Origin of the sequence: Paenibacillus sp. P3E, assembly GCF_001909045.1 — a bacterium.
Classification (GTDB): domain Bacteria; phylum Bacillota; class Bacilli; order Paenibacillales; family Paenibacillaceae; genus Paenibacillus_AQ; species Paenibacillus_AQ helianthi.
This window is the reverse complement of sequence record NZ_LVWH01000197.1, coordinates 1-18,613: the sequence shown is the minus strand read 5'-3', so window position 1 is coordinate 18,613 and position 18,613 is coordinate 1. Positions and strand designations below refer to the sequence as shown.

13 protein-coding genes and 1 riboswitch are annotated in these 18,613 nt (G+C 50.4%); all 13 genes read right to left on the bottom strand.

The features are described from left to right. Nucleotides 1-200 precede the first annotated feature (200 nt). Nucleotides 201-371: riboswitch (FMN riboswitch) on the bottom strand. Between the two features lie 97 nt (nt 372-468). The 13 genes from mscL to A3842_RS23835 all read right to left on the bottom strand — a co-directional run bounded on the left by mscL (nt 469) and on the right by A3842_RS23835 (nt 18,567). Further along, on the bottom strand, nt 469-870 hold the full coding sequence (gene mscL, locus A3842_RS23890; RefSeq protein WP_074087570.1) for a large-conductance mechanosensitive channel protein MscL: 402 nt from the start codon (nt 868-870) through the stop codon (nt 469-471). Between the two features lie 276 nt (nt 871-1,146). Then, a complete protein-coding gene (locus tag A3842_RS23885) occupies nt 1,147-4,638 on the bottom strand; it encodes an LPXTG cell wall anchor domain-containing protein (RefSeq protein ID WP_074102966.1) in 3,492 nt (1,163 codons plus the stop codon). Nucleotides 4,639-5,266: 628 nt separating this feature from the next. After that, on the bottom strand, nt 5,267-6,568 hold the full coding sequence (gene melA / locus A3842_RS23880) for an alpha-glucosidase/alpha-galactosidase (protein WP_074102977.1): 1,302 nt from the start codon (nt 6,566-6,568) through the stop codon (nt 5,267-5,269). Nucleotides 6,569-6,751: 183 nt separating this feature from the next. Next, the gene (locus tag A3842_RS23875) at nt 6,752-8,308 is read right to left on the bottom strand and encodes a glycoside hydrolase family 76 protein (protein WP_074102965.1); all 1,557 of its coding nucleotides are present in this window, start codon (nt 8,306-8,308) and stop codon (nt 6,752-6,754) included. A 20-nt stretch (nt 8,309-8,328) separates the two neighbouring features. Continuing rightward, nucleotides 8,329-10,383, bottom strand: a complete 2,055-nt coding sequence (locus A3842_RS23870; protein ID WP_074102964.1) for an RICIN domain-containing protein — start codon at nt 10,381-10,383, stop codon at nt 8,329-8,331. Between the two features lie 50 nt (nt 10,384-10,433). Beyond that, nucleotides 10,434-10,916, bottom strand: coding sequence for a glycoside hydrolase family 76 protein (locus A3842_RS33460; protein WP_256701841.1), 483 nt, complete (start codon nt 10,914-10,916; stop codon nt 10,434-10,436). After that, entirely contained in the window at nt 10,835-11,515 is a 681-nt protein-coding gene (locus tag A3842_RS33455; RefSeq protein ID WP_256701839.1) for a glycoside hydrolase family 76 protein, read from the bottom strand. Before A3842_RS33455 ends, A3842_RS33460 begins: the two co-directional genes overlap by 82 nt. 61 nt (nt 11,516-11,576) lie before the next feature. Further along, nucleotides 11,577-12,641, bottom strand: coding sequence for a glycoside hydrolase family 76 protein (locus A3842_RS23860; RefSeq protein ID WP_074102963.1), 1,065 nt, complete (start codon nt 12,639-12,641; stop codon nt 11,577-11,579). A gap of 42 nt (nt 12,642-12,683) precedes the next feature. After that, nucleotides 12,684-13,571: a carbohydrate ABC transporter permease gene (locus A3842_RS23855; protein WP_074087563.1), complete on the bottom strand. Its 888-nt coding sequence runs from the start codon at nt 13,569-13,571 to the stop codon at nt 12,684-12,686. 33 nt (nt 13,572-13,604) lie between these two features. Continuing rightward, nucleotides 13,605-14,492, bottom strand: coding sequence for a carbohydrate ABC transporter permease (locus tag A3842_RS23850; RefSeq protein WP_074087562.1), 888 nt, complete (start codon nt 14,490-14,492; stop codon nt 13,605-13,607). A 72-nt stretch (nt 14,493-14,564) separates the two neighbouring features. After that, on the bottom strand, nt 14,565-15,872 hold the full coding sequence (locus A3842_RS23845) for an ABC transporter substrate-binding protein (RefSeq protein ID WP_074102962.1): 1,308 nt from the start codon (nt 15,870-15,872) through the stop codon (nt 14,565-14,567). A gap of 47 nt (nt 15,873-15,919) precedes the next feature. Continuing rightward, entirely contained in the window at nt 15,920-17,215 is a 1,296-nt protein-coding gene (locus A3842_RS23840; RefSeq protein WP_074102961.1) for a glycoside hydrolase family 125 protein, read from the bottom strand. 182 nt (nt 17,216-17,397) lie between these two features. Next, entirely contained in the window at nt 17,398-18,567 is a 1,170-nt protein-coding gene (locus tag A3842_RS23835; RefSeq protein ID WP_074102960.1) for a GntR family transcriptional regulator, read from the bottom strand. Between the last annotated feature and the right edge of the window lie 46 nt (nt 18,568-18,613).

Below are 18,613 nucleotides of genomic sequence, written 5' to 3'. Positions count from 1 at the left end.
TATCTTTCCTGATTCCGATCCAAACAGAAAACCCGCCTCAATCTCCAGGTGGAGTTCAAGACGGGTTATACGAGAGTTTACTGGCAGTACTAAATAAAACTGTGCGGTTCACAGTCAAAAAATTCAAATGTGAAAGTTCGCACATAATATTCGATAACACTGCAGCACGCCTGTCTATATAAGCACAGCACGTCAGTCAATCTCTCCTTCTTCCATCCAGACTATACTGTCGGTCCCGGAATTGCACCGGGTCCACCGTCCGTATGAGACATACGAAGCGGGTAGCGGACTAAGCAGCGCCATCGGCATTTTCAGCCAATCGCAGAAGCATCACCGCCGGTAGGGAATTACACCCTGCCCTGAAGGATTGATCATATTTAATTAGTTTCAAGTTTTGCCTACAACAAAATTATCACTTTGACACAGGAAATGCAAGTGCGTTTATGAAATTAACTTTATTTATGTAACTTAATTATCTTTTTGAATCCGAGTATCTGCACGCAATAAATCACGGATCTCGATCAGCAATGCTGCTTCAGGAGAGGGTGCCGGCGGCTCGACGACCTCAACTTTTACCGTTTCCTTGCGCTTAAAGCGGTTAGCCAGCTTCACCACCATGAAGATAGAGAAGGCAATAATAAAGAAATCAACCACTGACTGCAGGAACACCCCATAGCTCACTACCGCCTTTCCATGAGTGAAATGTAGTCCGCTTAAATTAATGCCTCCGGTGATTATCCCTATCAGCGGCATAATAATATCGGCAACCAGCGAGGATACAATTTTCCCAAACGCTGCACCAATCACCACCGCTACTGCCAAATCGAGCACGTTGCCCTTCAGGGCAAACTTTTTAAATTCCGACCACATTTGAATTCCCCCAATGTTTTGAATTTGAAGTTATTATATCATCTCTAAAACCTTTTTAAGAAAGTATTTAGCATGTTTCAATGAGTCGGCTGTAAACCGAAGGCGGATACTGCTGTACCCGTTCGTAAGCGATCTGAGACTGCTGCCGGGAAGCCGGGGCACGGATTCATGCATGAGGGAGCCTAGAGATTGAAGTCAGGTTACCGGCCTATGTTAAAAATGCACGCGGCAATCACTCTGCCGCGTGCATTAATATCTATATGATGAGGGTGAAGCTTACTGTTTGCGTCTTCTGAATACCATACTGAGGATAAAGCCGACAAGGATCAGACCCAGACCTGCCAGGTAAATAGGCAAAGGACTGCTCTCTCCAGTCTGCGGCAGCTTGCCGCCTGAAGCCTCGGCAACCGTTCCTTTTGGAACGTCATCGTCGTCGACCTCTACTCCGCCAAGCGGTATGTCATCATCAATCGATGTTACAGCCGTTGGTGATGCAGAAGGTGATGAAGACGGCGTTAATGACTGTGTTGCGCCCGGAGTTACTACAGCACCTGCAGGAATCTGAGGCTCTTCGATAATAACACCCGGTACTTCTGTCACTGCAGGAGTTGGTGTAGGCCCTCCCGGAATAAAGCTTGGCGTTGGTACTGTTGTTGGTACTACCGTCGGTGACGGAGTTGGCGACACGGCCGGTGATCCTGTCGGCGTTGTGGACGCAGATGGAGCCGGTGACGGTGATTCGCTAGGTACTGTAGATGGTGTTGGCGTTGGCACCGTTGATGGTGTCGGCGTCGGCGTCGGCGTAGCCGGTGTCTGCTTCGTATTAAGCACAGTCAGGTTGATATTGGCTGAAGAGCCAATGGTGACCGGATACTCACGGGAATCCAGCGTATATCCTGAAGGAGCAGCCGTTTCAATCAATACATAGCTGCCCAGCCAGATATTGTTGAACACCGCACGACCCTCTATATCCGTGGTCCGGGTATTGACTAGCAGACGTTCAGAGCCGTTCAGACGATAAAGATCGAACGTTGCCCCTGCAAGTTTTAGTGCGCTGTCTGCTGCGTCCAGCTTTTGAACAGTCAGGGTTCCACGTACACCGCTGCCGGTTCCCGAACCGCTGGAGACACCTACAATAATCTCTTTAGTAGTGTCCTGGGTAACCAACTTCACATTATTACCGCTTAGATTGACGGTATTGGTCAGCTTATCCCCGGTATTCGCAATGATCAGCGATTGATAATCCACAATATATGCGGAATGAATATCATGGAGGAAGCTGAGGATGAATTTCTGCTTACCGTCAGCATCAGCGCTGATGTTCAAGGTATAATCTGCATCTTTTACGAGCTCCGGAGCACTCTTGCTAACCTCCCCATTCACTCCTACTGTAGTAGGATAGAGGTGGAAGGAATCGGGAAGCAGGATCTGGTTCGAGCTTGGGATGTCCGTCAGCACCGCATTCTTCACAGTGGATTGTGAGCGATTGACAACCATTGTCCAATTTAGCTTATCACCATTCTGCAGGCCATCCTTAAAGACATATTCCCCTCCGTAAGGAATGTTTACAGAAGCAGTTAAATCCTTGGATACTTTTTGGGTGCCATCCAAGAGCTTTGCTGTGTTAGACACCTTGGAATCAATCAGCTGTCCTTCCAGAAATGTATTGAACACTACATAGTAAGGAGAATTTATGGCATTTATAAATTTAATCTTTAGCTCGTTGCCGGTTCCGACAGAATAACTATATGCATTCTTGGGAACCTCTAATCCCTGGGACGGTTTACCATTAGCATCGATATTCATGTTATAGACCCTGAGCGAGCCATCCCCCATGGTCTGTCCGGAGGTCAGGATATCGGTTATATTCGGGTCGGCAATCGCCTTGCTGTTGTAATTGATTCCAATGGTCCAGGTGAACATTTTTTTACTAGCATTATAGGCTCCGGTTTTGAAACCGTTATTCTTGACCTCGGCACGGGGAATGAATAATCCCTGGGCTTCCGTCCAGAGCGGCGGGCCTTCAATGTCCTGCCAATCCACCCGGGCGTTGTTCACAAAATTATCGGTGTTGCCATAAAGCCAATCATTGTTGAATTCTGTGCGGTAGGTGATGGTATGGGTTACTGAGAGAGGCTTCGTAAACTTGAGCTTGAACCCGGATTTGGGCTCACCCGGTTTATTCAGTTCCCACTGGTAATCGGACTCACTCAGGACTGTGCCGCTTGCATTCCTTACGACCAGAGTTCCCGGAATGAACTTTTGCCCTCCCTGCGGGAAGGTATCCGTCACCACTACGTTATTCATTGGATAGTTGTCACCGTTCACGGTGATTTTCCACTCGGCAGTATGATTCGTGTAATCTACACCTGACAGAGTTTTATAAATGACGGCCGGACGGATCTTCTGTGTCGCGTCTACACTGTAGGTGCTGTCCGAGACATTATTGGTAATGGTGGTGTCCTTCAATATACGGCTTAAGGACTTGGTTTTATATTCAATACGGTAGGCTGAAGAGATACCGTTCAGGAACTCCAGCTTGAAACCGTTTTTCTCAACATCGATTAAGCCAGTTACTTTATAATCCACGTTCGGCAGAAGAGGAGTTCCCTTGATCGCCGTACCTGCAGAATTCAGTGTCACCGGATAGACCACTAGGGAATCCGAAACCAGGCTTTGCGTATAGTTGAAGTAGTCCTTCAGTACCGCGCTGCCTTGCGGAATCACCTTATTGTTATAGTTGTACTCGATCGCCCAAGTAATGATCTGCTTACCCCATTCATAGTTCGTTGCCACCTTATTCAGGCTTCCGCCACGCTGGATGGTTACGGTAGAGGATGAGCTTACAGGATCACGTCCTGCCCCTGTAAAAGTGGCCGTATTCGTGAAGCTCTTCAACGAATCACTGACTACCGCCGTCGAATAGGCAATACGGTAAGCACCGCTAATGACAGGATCCGTGAAGCGCACAGTCAGTATTCCACCCGTGACTTCAGCCGCATATTTGCTGGTGTCAACCAATGCACCTACAGTGACTGTGCCATCCAGTTGTATGCCCAGTTGATATACAGCCATTGAAACAGTACTGTCCATAGATAAGCCTTCAGGAATCGGGTCAGTAATCACAGCTCCCGTTACCGGCTCCAGCTTCTTGTTGACATCGACAGTCCAATCAATATGATCTGCATTGAAGCCGCCCGATACGCCTTTCTTCTCAATGGTTGAACCCACAGATGGCTTGAAGTTAACCGTAACCGTCTGGGAGCCGCCGTTGACAGGGAACACGATTTCCTGGGTTGTACTGCCCGAAATGACCTGTTTGTCAAATTGAGTTTGAATTCTCAAAGTCCCCTGAACATTGTCATGAGTCTCGATATAGCTGTTGAAGCTCATGAGCACCTGATGGGTGGACTGGCTGACCGTGAAGGTGCCTACCTCCCCGTCATCCGAAATCAGTGAACCGTTAATGTCGTTGAACAGCTGGAATTGTGCCGGAATCTGAAACGCAAACGTATCTCCAGCAACGTATCCGTGTCCATTCGGAAGCGACCATGTGTAGTCCAGTTTGACTTTGGAACCCACCTCATACACATTGTCTGTCACCGTCTGGCCATCCTGCCCGTACACAGCCATCGACACACTGGTAATAATGTCTCTGTCATTCTCAATTCCTGCAGCCGTAGCCTGAGTAGTAAACCCTATGCCGTATGCATATTGCACTAACAGCATGAGGATGACCAAGGCCACACTTATTCTTTTTTTCACCATACTTAAAAGCCCCCGTTCCCCATTGATTTTTAACTTCGCAAATCCTCTTGCCGTACCGCTGCCCAAGATTACCGCAGAACTGCCCAGGTATAGACATACTCCGCTTGAAAGCCAGTTATGTATTCCGGAATATCCTGCGCCATCTTATGTGAATTTCCTCTATGTTTTTCTTCTCTGGCCAGAGTCTGCGATATATACTTATATCACCGTAGTATAGATCATTAGAATCAGAAATTGTTAAAATTCCGTATTTTTATTTTTCGTTAAAAATTCCTTGCCGTCCAAGGGGGAATCCCCTGAAACGTCAAGCTTTTTTTGCCCGCAAGCATGCTAACGATTTCATAATGTTTCTCAGCTTCGCATTTCATTTCCCTGACTTTAGTCGCATGTTTCTGCGTGGTATCTACGGAATTGCCGGAGGATCCGTTCAAACCCGGGATTTTAGGGAGTCCATTCGCTGGTGCTTGTACTGTGTTGATATTACCGGGAGGGCGGATTCCAGCTAGGATACATCACTCAGGAGGTGTGGAAAAAGGGCAGCTATCTACATGCGGAACAGGCATACCCCGCTTATCTGGCAGGGTATGCCTGTTCTGAAAAAAGATGATTCATCCATCCGTTATCCTATTTATTTAAACTCTGGAAGCCAATTCCCATGCGCAGCTATCAAGTCATCGCACATGGATACAATATCATCCAACGACAGCTCGGCGGATGTATGCGGGTCCAGCATAGCTGCGTGATAGATATGTTCTTTTTTACCGGTTATTGCCGCTTCAATGGTCAGCAGCTGCGTATTAATATTTGTTCGGTTCAGCGCGGCACATTGCGGCGGCAGATCGCCCACATAGGTAGGAGCCACTCCGCTGGCATCGACAAGACAAGGCACTTCTACACAAGCTTCACGAGGCAGATTAGTGATTAGTCCGGTGTTCAATACATTACCCCCGATTTTAAAAGGCACATTGGTTTCAATGGCTTCCAGAATATACGAAGCATACTCTTGGGAGCGTTCATGATGAAGCGATGTATTATTGACCAGTTCCGCACGCATCTGCTTCCACCCGCCAATCTGCTCCACACAGCGGCGCGGATATTCGTCCAGCGGAATTTGAAATCGTTCAATCAGCTCTGGATAGCCTTTTTTGATGAAATAGGGATGATATTCCGCATTATGCTCTGATGATTCTGTAATGTAATATCCGAATTTCAGCATCATTTCGTACCGTACCATATCGTGATGACGCTCTTGCTGCTGCTTCTCAGCGGCCCGGCGCTTGATTTCCGGATACAGATCCTCCCCGTCCTTCGTAACCTCCAGCAGCCAAGCCATGTGATTAATGCCGGCGATCTTCGCCTGCACACCTGTCTGGTCCATCCCAAGCGCTTCGAATAAGCCTGGAATACAGTGCTGCACACTGTGGCACAATCCAACCGTCTGAACTCCGCCATACGTATTCATTACATTGGTCAGTACAGCCATCGGGTTCGTGTAATTCAAGAACAGAGCGTCCGGGCACACCTCTCGGATATCAGCGGCAAAATCAAGCATCACCGGAATCGTGCGCAGATTGCGGAAAATGCCTCCAATGCCGACAGTATCCGCGATTGTCTGCCGGAGTCCGTATTTCTTGGGAATCTCAAAATCTGTAATCGTACAAGGATCGTAACCGCCTACCTGGATCGCATTGATCACGTACTTGGCACCGCGCAGCGCTTCCTTCCGGTCGGTATAGGTCTTCACCATACATGTGCTGCCGGTGCTGGCCTTAATATTGTTCAGCATGCTTTTGGAATCCTCCAGCCGTTCCAGATCGATGTCGAACAAAGCAAGCTCAAAGCCCTGTAGGGCCTCTGTCCCCATACAGTCACCTAACACATTCTTGGCAAAAACTGTACTTCCGGCACCGATAAATGTAATTTTGGACATCATTCGTTCTCCTCCTCATTAACTGTACTATTCATTAATTAATATAGATGATAGCGTCTACAATGCATATGGAGAAAGACTAGATAAGTATGGATAATTGTCGCATTATATACCAGGCTATGATAGTTAAGAGGGTGACCCGCCAGCCTGTTTCCAGGCTCTGGGTCACCCTCTGTTAACGATTTACAAACCGCTCAGCAAATCCACATTCAGATAATTCGAATTCCCCAATGTGCTGTCATACCCCAGTTGAATTGTATTGGAGCCTGCATTCAGCGGTATTGATACGGATACAGTTCCGTAGGTACTCCAGCTCGAGGTTGAATTGAACACCAGATTGGCTGCAACCACAACTCCATTCACTTTTACATAACGCGATGCATTGCCAGCGGCCGCAGCGTAACGGAAGGTCACTGTTTTGGAACCAGATGTATTCTGGTTAACATAAAAGTCGATGGATGTTCCGGTCGTGTTCCAGCCTCCCACATAGCCTCTTCCGCTAAAACCGGCATTGGTGCTTTCATTAATCATCCCTCCGCCGGAGGCCAAGGTCCGCCGCGCATTCTCCGCTTCATATGCGCCGTTCCCGGCAATATAGCCGGTGTAGCCATCAGCTGGTACAAGCTGGAGAATAGAAGCTCCTGCTGCTGCAGCCAGACTTTGCACATAGGAAGTGCCTGTAGGGCGGAGCCAGTCGCTGCCAATAATCTGATCGGAGACCCGCCGGTGATTCCAGGCTTGTGTAGCGTTTTGCTGAAGAAAACTTAAATATTGCGTTTGACCGCCTTGTACGCGCAGACGGTTCAGGTTACGGATGAAGACCATTTTGAAGCCGGCGGCATCATTTTCCCCTTCATACATCAGGCTTTGAGCGGACACCATTTTGTTCACAACATATTGGGCGGCAGTATTGGCATCTGTGAGATAAGCGGAAGTTCCAGTCGCCTGGTACATAGAAACAGCGGCCCCGAGAAAAGTTCCATAGTTATAGGTAAAGTCCCAATCCTTGACGATGCCGCTGCCCGTCCCTTCGATATGATCGTTGACCTTGCTCCCGTTCACCAGAGTTGACTTGGTCCAGTTGTAGATTTGGGTGGCTTTGGTCAGATATGCGGAATTATTATAGGCATTGCGGAGCTTGACGGCCGTCATGACCATTGGAGCATTGGTCGCCATGTTTTTTTGGGCGTTCGCCTGACCCGGAGTATGTGCGTCCCTTCTCCACCAGATGCCCCCGCTATAAGCCGTGTCCCATTCCGAATAGATTTGGTCGAACAGATAGCTCCCGCGGTTAAGGTACTCAGCAGTTCCGGTTAGTTCGTAAGCCCTCATACAGGCCAGTGCCCACCAGCCCAGATCGTCATTGAACGCATTGGCCATCATATCAGGATACTTGGTATTGAAGCCGGTATAGATATTATCAATCATCGTCCGGTATACCGGGCTGTTAGTGCGTTCGTATGCATCCATTACCGTTTCCCAGAGCTGTGCTTCCCACCAGAAATCCGTATAGAGGCCGCTATCCGGCCCGTATGCGTGCTCCGGGTGAATCTGATGGTCGCTATTGACAAAGAAGTATTTTGCGGATGAGTCGTAAAAGACATTTACCAGCGCCGTCATGGCATCATCAGCATTTGAAGCGGTGAAGGCCTCCGCTTTCGAACCCGCACCAGGAGTGAGCAGAGATAGGGCCAGCACGGCAGGCAAAGCGGCGGAACAGAGTTTTTTCCAGTGGGTCACGTTCATTGCCCCTTTCATTGTCAGTGGGATACTTTCAGATGATCGAGATTCAGATAATTCGCACTTCCCTTACCGGTATCATAGATTAATGAAATTGTGTTGCTGCCGCTGTTCAGGGTGACATTCGGTATAGTAACGGTGTTATAGGAATCCCAGCTTCCCGTCCCGTTGAACACCACATTATTGACAACCCCTGCCCCGTTTACATACAGATAACGCCCTGCGTTACCCGCTCCCCCGGAATAACGGAAGGTCAAATTATAGATTCCGGCCGTGTCAGCAATGACGTTGAAGTCCACCCACTTCCCGTTGGCGTTCCAGCCTGAGATGTAGCCTTTGCCCGTATAGCCCTGATGAGTGGATTCCGTGGAGAGAGAATGCAGCACAGCGGCTTCTGCTTCATAGGTCACATCGGTTTCAACCATCTGGAAGGTCATATTATCCGCCGCTCCATAGGTCCATTGAATGAATCCGCCACCGCTGACCAGCGAATTATCCGCCACATTGAGGGATTTGCCGGAGAGCTTGTTAATGATCTTGTAATATCCCTGGCCAATGCCTTCAATCTGCCACTGGTCGTTGCCGGTTGTGCCATAGTCCCATTGAATGACTTTTGCGTTGTTGTTGGGGTCCCCGTTCTCTACGGCCAGCGCTTTGCCGCTGTTCACATTAATGAGCTTATAGAATCCTCCAGGAGTCGAAGTAACGGTCCATTTGTCATTTTGGGAAATGCCGTAATCCCATTGCAGCACCTTGGCTCCATTTTGTGTGGAGGAAGCTTCGACTGCCGCCGATAGTCCGGTTGATTTGGGGATGATCCGGTAGGTTTTGCCGGAGACGACGGGACTCGTCGTTGCTTCCGTGCCGGTCAGCTTCACCATTACTGTGCCGTGTGGGGGAACAGTTGCCGAATAACTTCCGTTATAAGTGCCCAGATTCGACTTCTGCCACAAGTCCCGGACAGCAGCTGATGAGCCTAGTCCCAGACTGGTGAAATTCACGGTCATGGAAGCAGCTGTTTCCGAGCGGTTGAACAGGACAACGGCCCTGGTGCCCGGGGTCTGCAGCAGTTTGGAAAATACCTGTTTGCCGTCTACATCGCTAACCAGTACGCCCTGTCTGCCGAGCGGGTCCTGATCTACAGCAATTACCTCAGAATTCATCAGAGTTGCCTGGGTATATGCGCTCATGCTGGAAAGGTTATTCCCGGCGATCAGCGGTGCAGCCATAATCGCCCACATCGAATAATGGGAACGGTATTCCGTATCTGTCATGCCCTCTCCAAAAACAGCCCCCGCTCCATAATTGCCTACCATTAGCATATCAGGGTCATTCCACCTGCCCGGTCCGGCAAAGTTAGCCAGGGGATAGTTCTGATCGATAATCCAGGTCACCCGCTGCCAGAAATCAAAGATATCATCTGTTGTCCGCCACATGTTCCCTGTTTCAGGCCCCCACACCCAAGGCTTGTTGATGCCCCAGTTGCAGATGCTGAACAGGATATCACGCCCGGAATTCAAAAGCGCATCCCGGATCAGCGTATACCTCGCCTGCGGGTCCATCCCCCTGTTATCACACCAGTCTACCTTCACATAGTCCACATCCCAGGTCGCGAAGGTCAGGGCATCCTGAACCTCATGGTTGTACATCCCCGGCCTTCCTGCGCAGGTGGTATAACCTGCATCCGTATAGAGCCCGAACAGCAGCCCCTTGCTGTGAACATAATCCGCAAGCGCCTTCATACCGCTGGGGAACTTGACCGGATCGGCCAGAATATTTCCGTTCGCATCGCGGCCGGTCTGCCAGCAGTCGTCAATCACGACATATTTATAGCCGGCATCCTTCATCCCGGTGCTGACCAGCAGATCAGCCGCTTCCTTAATCTTGTTCTCATCCACATTGCAAGCGTAGAAGTTCCAGCTGTTCCAGCCCATCGGCGGAGTCTGTGCAAGACCATTGTCTAATGCGGATGCCTGCGGCACAGTGAAGGTGCCCATCATTAGTGGCCAGACCAGCAGGAAAGCCAGCAAACATCTTAAGCCCAATTTGACTCTGCCGTTAACTCTCTTCCTCATCACATCATCTCCTTGGATCATTTCCAAAGCTATAGAATATGATTCTGTTATTATTCAAGTTCACTTGATGTAGATCTCCTCTGCATAACGGCTGCACCTTCAAGCAGCATCAGTCCGCTGAGCTGTACACTAAGCTGAACCGGCAGTATAGGCTTCAGTTCCCAAGAGGGGCCGCACAACACTGACCGGTGGTCCAGCCCTTTATTCCATAAAGCATCCGCGTTAGCCAGAATAACCTCACGGACAGGTATTGCTCCGGGGAACTGCTTCTCCAACTGAGCAAAATAACGGATCAGAATTCCTTTGAACAAACCGGTGTCATCAATGCCTTCATCAGGCAGCAGCAGCGTATCCGGGTCGCACAGCCGGTGGATGCAGGCCCCGGCCGTGCGGAGAGCAGCATCTGCATATTTCTGTTCCCGGGTAACGCGGTACAATTCCACTCCTGCCCCTAAGAATACGCCCTGGCAGTAAGTGAATGCCCAATCATAGTCAACTCTGCCGTCTCCCAGCCGGTTGATCCCGTCCCACACCAAGCTGAACCCGGATCAACCAGATGAGCCTGGTTCCATTCGAATATGCGGACCGCCCACTCCAAATCCTCCGGATTCCGCAGCAGGCTGTACAGACGGGCAGCCAAAATAGCGGCAGGCGCATTAGCCGGGGTATTCTTGTAATCCAGCTGATCCTTCTTCCAGGCCATTCCTCCGCCGAAATGATCGTTCCACGCGGTTTGAATATCCGTCCATAGCTCCAATACAGCGGTTTTGTACTCCTCTTCACCGGTAGCCTGGAACACCCGCAGCAGCGCAAGTGCGGTCCATTCCATATCATCATAATAATTGTGGAGAAAGGTCCCGCCATTATAAGCACGCAGACTGCGGCTGTACTCCCGGATCTGCAAGGCTAATTCAGGGTCATGAGTACGCTCATAAGCATCTACAAGAACATCGAGCACATGAGCATGCCACCAATAATAGAAGTTGTCATCCGGCCGGAAGTACTCTCGCGGAAACCACTGATTCATAATTCCGGTTTTTTCATTGTAAAAATGCTTCTTCAGGCTTCGCTGGGCCTCGTCCGCACGCGCCGGCCAATCCGCCTTCGTTACCGCTTCTGCGGAAATGTCCATCAGATCACCTCATATATCAGGATCATGGGTATGCCAATCGGACTAACAATGCTGGTATAAATTAGTTACCAGTTATCCTGCTTAGCTCCGCCAGCCGTTCCAGCAGCTTGATGCCGCTAAGCTGGGAGCTGAGCTGGACAATACCGGCAGGCGGGCGGCTCCAGTCTGTACCAAACAAGGCGCCATCCGCACCCTTCCCGCTCCCCCAGAGCCGTTCTGCATTTCTGTGCAGAAAAGACACGGCTTCACTTGCTTCCGGATCAGCCTTGACCCATTCCGCAGCATAGCGGACCAGAATACCCTTGAACAGCCCGCCGTCCCCATCCCCCTCATCCGGCAAAATACCGGACTGCGGATCGGCCAGCTCCTTAACAGCAGCGGTGAAGGTCTGCCGGGCGTCTTCAAGGTAAGCAGCCTGCCCCTTAATCCGGTACAATTCGATGGCCGCACCGATATATACCCCTTGATTGTAGGTGTATTTCCAATCCTTATCGGTTGAGCCGTCACCGGCACGGTTCATACCATCCCAGACAAAACCAGTCTCCGGGTTGACGAGATGGTGCTTTTGCCAATGGAAAATATTCTCTGCCCATTCCAGATCCTGCGGATCGGCGAAGGACTGATACAACCGGGCGGCCAAAATGGCAGCCGGTGCGTTGGCTGGGGTGTTTTTGTAATCAAGCTGTGATTTCTGCCAGGCAATCCCCCCTCCCATGTGGGTATTCCAGCCGGTCTGGATGTCCTGCCACAACAACAGCGCTGTCTCCTTGTAGCGAGTCTTCCCGGTTGCCTGATAGGCGCGGAACCAGGCCAAGGCCATCCACTCCATATCATCATAGAGCTCATTCGGCCATACTCCGCCATTGCGGCGCAGAAGACCTTCGTGCAGCGAAGCGAGGCGGTCTTCGTAACGTCCGTTTTTCGTCCGCAGCAGACCATCCACCAGCACATCCACGGCATGCGCCATCCACCAGTAGTGAAATACAGTGTTGCACTCCCCGTCCGGGCAAGGCGTTGCGATGTTATACATTCCAATGGACTCATTCCAGAAGAAATGATCCAGCGCTTCCTGCGCCTCGTCTGCCCGTTCCTCCCATACTGCAGCTTCAAGCTTCATTTGCTTCATAAGGCTCTCTCCCCATATCTGTTGATCTATTGCCAGCCTTCGCTAACCTTTGATACCGCTGAACGCAATGCCCTGTACAAAATAACGCTGCAAGGCCAGAAACAGCACCAGTATTGGCAAAATCGCCACCAGTGCACCCGCCATCATGGGCCCGTAATCCGTCTGAAAATTATAGGAGAAGGCCTGCAGCCCCATTTGGATGGTCGCCTTGTCCGGGTCATTCAGCACGATCATCGGCCATAGGAAGCCGTTCCAGCCTGCCTGAAAAGTAAAAATGCTCAAGGTAGCCAGGGCCGGCTTGGTCAGAGGCAGATAAATGCGCCAAAAGATCATAAATTCCCTGCAGCCCTCGATCCGGGCCATTTCCATCATGTCACTGGGTAAGGTGAGGAAAAATTGGCGCATGAAGAAAACCGCAAAAGTACCCGATGCCCCCGGCAGAATAATGCCCCAAAACGAGTTCATCAAGCCATTCCCGCCACTGCCAAAGAAGTCATTGCCACCGGCAAACGGAATATGGCGCATGACATATACCGTCGGAATCATGGTTACGATACCGGGAATCATCATGGCGGCGAGCAGCACGCGGAAGATGGGCTTATTCAGTCTGAACTTCAGCTTTGCAAAGGCATAGCCGCTGAGTGAGCCAAAGAACAGATTAGCGAGTACACCGGCTAAAGCCAGGACCAGCGAGTTCCAGAAATAAAGTGCAAAGGGTACCGTCGTAAACGCTTTACGGTAATGTTCAAAGGTTAAATGATCCGGAAACCACTTAATGGGCATAGCGAAAATCTCATCATCCGGCTTCAGGGATGTCAGCACGCTCCAGTAGAATGGCAGGAACATAGCTATAGCGATAAGAATACACACGATATAATACACAGTTTTGTTAAAGCCCCGCTTCATGGCAGAGCCGCCGGTAACACCCATGGCTGTATACCTCCTTTTTTCGGGCTATCCTGCTCATACGACCGGCTCTTCGGCTTTGGATATCCGCATGTTGATCAGTGAGAACACCAGAATAGCCATAGCCAGCACAAAGGCCTGAGCTGAAGCATACCCCATCTGCAACTGGTTGAAGCCCTGCTGGTAGATCAGATAGACTGGTGTTTTGGTAACATTCGCCGGCCCCCCCTGTGTCAGAACGAATGCCTGGTCGAACAGCTGCAGTGCGCCGATAATGGCCATCGTGCTGACCAGGAAGGTAGTTGGCCGGAGCTGCGGCCAGGTGATAAACCGGAAGCAGTCCAGTTTACCCGCTCCGTCCAGCCGCGCCGATTCGTATAGATAATCCGGGACTCCCTGCAGACCGGCCAGATAAATAATCATATTGGAGCCGACCGACTGCCACAGGGTCAGCATGACAATCGACAGCATGGCCGTTCTCGTCTCGGACAGCCAGGCGGGTCCGGTAATCCCGACATAGGAGAGCAGACCGTTGACCAGACCGAATTCCGGATGCAGCAGCCAGATCCATACGGTTGCCGCTGCAACAGCCGAAGTCAGCGTAGGCAGATAATAGAAGGTGCGGAACAGCTTGACCCCGCGCCATGCCCGGCTTAGCAGCAGCCCGAGGAGCAATGAAATCAGAATATTAAGCGGGACAAAAATCACCGAATACAAAAAGACATTGCGGAATGTCTTCCATAGCAGATCATCATCGATCAGCCGCCGGTAGTTGTCGAGGCCAATCCAGTCATTTCTGCTGAGCACGTCATAATTAGTAAAGCTTAAATATAAGGCCATCACTACAGGTATGACTGTAAACACCGCGAACAGCAGCACCGTTGGCGTGATGAACAAATATGCTGTCCGCGCCTGGTGTCTTTCCACCTTTCTCATGGAAGCCATATAACTTCCCCCCTTCATCATGCAGCAAGACTCCATCGCAGCAGGGGATTATCCCCTGCCGCTGGCAACCGTCTACTTTACAACTTCATTATCCTTGAGCATTTTGTCCCCTTGTTCCTGGGATTTCTTCAGGGTATCCTCAATACTCAGCTTGTTCTGCTGGTTCAGCTGGAGATTAGGTGCCAGAGCGTCCGTCTCCATTACAGAGTAGCCGGGATGCGAAGGACGGACTTTGGCAAATTCCAGCGTTTCCAAAAACGGTTTCCACAGCGGATCATTCTGGAAGAACGGGTCCTCCATGGAGGGCTTGAAGCCCGGCAGATTGAGACTGGTCTTGGCCCAGAGCAATGCGTTGTCCTTGTTGGCCGTCCACCATTTGATGAATTCCCATGCCTCATCATGATGCTTGGAGCCTTCTGGAATGACGAGGCCGAAGCCGCCCATTACACTGCCCTTGTCGCCATTCGGACCTGCGGGAGGCGGAACGACACCGTAATCGAGGTCTTTGCCATATTTATTGTAGGTACTCAGCATCCATGGACCGGAATAGAGCATAGCAACCTTGCCGGTAACAAAGGCATCCTGCCCTTCTCCCAGTCCCAGTTCAAATCCCACCTTGTACACCTTGTCTTTGTTCATCAAACGGTCCCAGAATTCCAAGACCTGCTTGCCTTTATCATTATTAAAGTTGGTCTTTCCATCCTCGGTCAGCATGGTGCCGCCGGCCTGCTGGAGGTACATATTGAACAAACCCAGGTCAGCCATCGAGAAGCCGGCAACTTCAAGCTTGTTGCCCTTCCATTTGGTCATCTTCGCGGCTGCGGTTTCCAGCTCATCCCAGGTTGTCGGGGGCTGAAGCCCGGCCTCTGCCAGCAGCTTCTTATTATAGAAGAGGGCCCGTGCATCTACCGTAAGCGGTAGGCCGTACAATTTATTGTTATAAGAGAGCTCCGTCAGCGATTCGCTGTAAAAGTCATCCTTGGAGATGCCGTCCCGTGTCAAATATTCATCCACAGGATGCAGCACATTTTTGGGGGCATAGAGTGAGGTCCGCCAACGGTCCCAGAACAGGACGTCAGGGGCGCCGCCATTCGTGGCAGCCGTCAAAAACTTCGTGATCATATCCTGCTGCAGCACATATTTCACATGAATCTTATCCTGGGATTTGTTAAAGGCGTCGACCATGGTCTCGAACTGCTTCTGTCCTTCTCCCCCCCAGTCCCCCCAGAAGGTAAGCTCTGTCTTCTCAGTTTTGCTGCCAGCGTCTGTTCCGCTATTTTTGGCTGCGGGTGTTCCGGAATTGTCCGAATTCCCGCCGCATCCTGCTGCCAATGCGGAGAGCATCACCAGGGAAAGTGCCGTAATCAACCATTTTTTCATTGTTGTATCCCCCTTACACTATTTGGTATGTCATTGTTGCCGTTCCTTCAACTTCGCTTGATTTCAATCCCGCAGCACATCAGCACCAGCTCACAGAACATCATATTGGCCCAAGAGAACCAGGGGCGGGTATACTCGGCAGGGTGGTCTGCGTGGAAGGCTTCATGCATATATCCGGTGCCTGCATCGGAATGTTCCAGCAGATCCAGCATGGATTGCCGCTCTTCGGCACTGCCTGATGTCATTCCCTGTACCGCCAGGGCAATAGGCCAAATATATCGGCTGGGGGTATGGGGACTGCCAATACCCGCTGCAGCAGTTCCTGAAAAGTAGTAGGGGTTACTTGGGCTCAGAATAAATCTGCGTGTATTCATATAGACCGGATCATCAGCAGACGTATAGCCGAGATAAGGACTCGACAGCAGACTCGGAACATTCGCATCATCCATCAGGTTCACGCTGCCCAATCCGTCTGTCTCATACGCATACATAGTCCCATATTCAGGATGGTTCACAAGCCCGTATTGCCGTATGCCTCCATCGATCTCCTCCAGCAGATGTTGTGCAGCTGCCGCAAGCTCCGGATTATTCAGCACCTCTCCGGCAATTTCGCATACATACCGCAGGACAACAACGGCGAACATATTGGACGGAATCAGATAGCCATATTCGCAGGCATCATCACTTGGACGAAACCCGGACCACGTCATTCCCGTGTAGGAGGTCATACTGCCCTTTCCTTCACGGACCAGGGTATCGGTGGGTGGACAATCCGTTCGCTGAAACGTATAGGCGGAATCACGTTCATGGTGCTGTTCCGTGGTCCAGAGGCTGATTATCCGCCAGACCCCTTTTACAAAAGCATCATCGAACGGAGTGATCCGCCCGGTGTTCTTCCACAGCAGATAACTGAGCTGGACAGGATAACACAAGGAATCAATTTCGTATTTCCGCTCCCAAATCCACGGGTTCATGACCGTCTGGTCCTTCTGATGCCCTTGGCCGTTCGCTTCGTGGTTAAACGCGTTGGCATAAGGATCCAATTCGATAAACGCAAACTGGCGTTTCACCAAGCCTTCGATCATATCTGCTATGGCATCATCTTCAGCGGCCAGGATCAGAAAAGGCCTGACCTGAGCGGCAGAATCCCTCAGCCACATGGCCGGTATATCCCCGGTAATGACAAAAGTCGTTCCATCCCGCTGGTGTTGAATTGTGGTATGCCAGGTGTTCGATAGACATTGCTCGAACATGCTTGCCAGTTTAGGACGGTCCGGCAGTGTCTCTCTGACCCGCGCGGACAGACGCTGTATGGAATGAGGTATTTCTTTTGAGGTATTCAGCAGGATAACCTCCCTATCTTTATGTTTTTATTAAGCGCTTACATTGAATAGTATATTGGTATGCAATTAATATGTCAATCAATATTTTAATTGAAATGATATATCAATAACAGTGACAGAATCCGAATCATCAAGCATAACTAAACCACAAAAAAACCCATCCGGTAGAATGGGTCTTCTGGTTAATGCCTTTTGTTCCGGGCCGCAGGTCCGGTTGAGCTGCCGGGGATCAGCTTCGCTTCCAGCATTACTTTATGGGGTACGGAATGCCCGTTCATTAGACTCAGCACATTTTCTACAGCGATCCGCCCCATCTCCTCCTCATTCTGGCGCATATGGGTGAAGGAATAGCCGCCTCCGAGATGTGTCGGCGGACTGTCGAAGCAAATAATCGAAATGTCTTCAGGTATTCGCAGCCCCAGGCGTTCCACTGCTGTTTTGGCGAGCAGGGCAATATTGTACTCTATGGCAAACAGGGCGGTAATCGATGGATGGCTCTCCAGATGAGAGATCAGGCGCGCTATATCCCTTTCAATATTATCCGGGTTAAAAAACTTAGGAAGTGTCGAAGTCAGGTCGCTGACCCACAGCTCTTTGTCCACCATAATCCCCCGCTGGGCGTGAGCCTGAATGAAGCCTTCTATCCGGTCTTCAACGGCCGTTGTATCCACCGGCGGAGGGGACAGAAACGAGATATGAGTGTGCCCCAGATCGAACAAATATTCGGTGGCTTCCAGCGCAGCCTGAAGATTGTCCGAGCTGATTGATGCCGCGGCAACTCCCTTCAAATGACGGTCTACCAGTACCAGCGGGAATTGCCCAATGACCAGCTTGAGAATCTCAGCATTGAAATATTCGCCCTGTGCCGGGAAAATAATCAGTCCATCCACGCCCAGGTTGAGCAGCTTCTGGATGGATTGCTCCTCATTCTCAGGAATCCCGAAGGTTCTCCGCAAGACCAGAAAACAGTCGTTATCACGCGAGGCCTGTTCCATACCGTAGATCAGCCCGGTCCCGTAACTGTTGCCGAAGTCCGTTATGATCAGCCCTATGGTTTTCTCCTCCGTGTTAATTGCAGTGCCCCGGCTGCCTGATCCTCCCGGTAATTCCTGAGGTTCAGTGGCAGGATCAGCCACAAAAGACCCCCTGCCCGGCTTGCGGACGATCAAATGCTCTGCTGCCAGCAGCTCCAGTGCTTTTTTACTGGTAATTCGGCTTACATTATAGGTTTCGGCAAGCTCTTTTTCGGAAGGTACACGTTCTCCAAGCCTATAGGCTTGAGTCAATATGCTTTCCTTCACTTCGTCAAATATTTTCTCATACATCGGCTTGGAAGAAGTCGGTTCGTTCATGACTTTCACTATCTCCTGACTCTGATTTTTCGTGATTATACATAAT

Coding starts and splice junctions, on each gene's coding strand:
- A3842_RS23860 (WP_074102963.1), bottom strand. CDS start 12,641: ATGAAGCAAATGAAGCTTGAAGCTGCAGTATGGGAGGAACGGGCAGAC.
- A3842_RS33455 (WP_256701839.1), bottom strand. CDS start 11,515: ATGGACATTTCCGCAGAAGCGGTAACGAAGGCGGATTGGCCGGCGCGT.
- A3842_RS23835 (WP_074102960.1), bottom strand. CDS start 18,567: ATGAACGAACCGACTTCTTCCAAGCCGATGTATGAGAAAATATTTGAC.
- mscL (WP_074087570.1), bottom strand. CDS start 870: ATGTGGTCGGAATTTAAAAAGTTTGCCCTGAAGGGCAACGTGCTCGAT.
- A3842_RS23855 (WP_074087563.1), bottom strand. CDS start 13,571: ATGGGTGTTACCGGCGGCTCTGCCATGAAGCGGGGCTTTAACAAAACT.
- A3842_RS23885 (WP_074102966.1), bottom strand. CDS start 4,638: ATGGTGAAAAAAAGAATAAGTGTGGCCTTGGTCATCCTCATGCTGTTA.
- melA (WP_074102977.1), bottom strand. CDS start 6,568: ATGTCCAAAATTACATTTATCGGTGCCGGAAGTACAGTTTTTGCCAAG.
- A3842_RS23850 (WP_074087562.1), bottom strand. CDS start 14,492: ATGGCTTCCATGAGAAAGGTGGAAAGACACCAGGCGCGGACAGCATAT.
- A3842_RS23870 (WP_074102964.1), bottom strand. CDS start 10,383: ATGAGGAAGAGAGTTAACGGCAGAGTCAAATTGGGCTTAAGATGTTTG.
- A3842_RS23845 (WP_074102962.1), bottom strand. CDS start 15,872: ATGAAAAAATGGTTGATTACGGCACTTTCCCTGGTGATGCTCTCCGCA.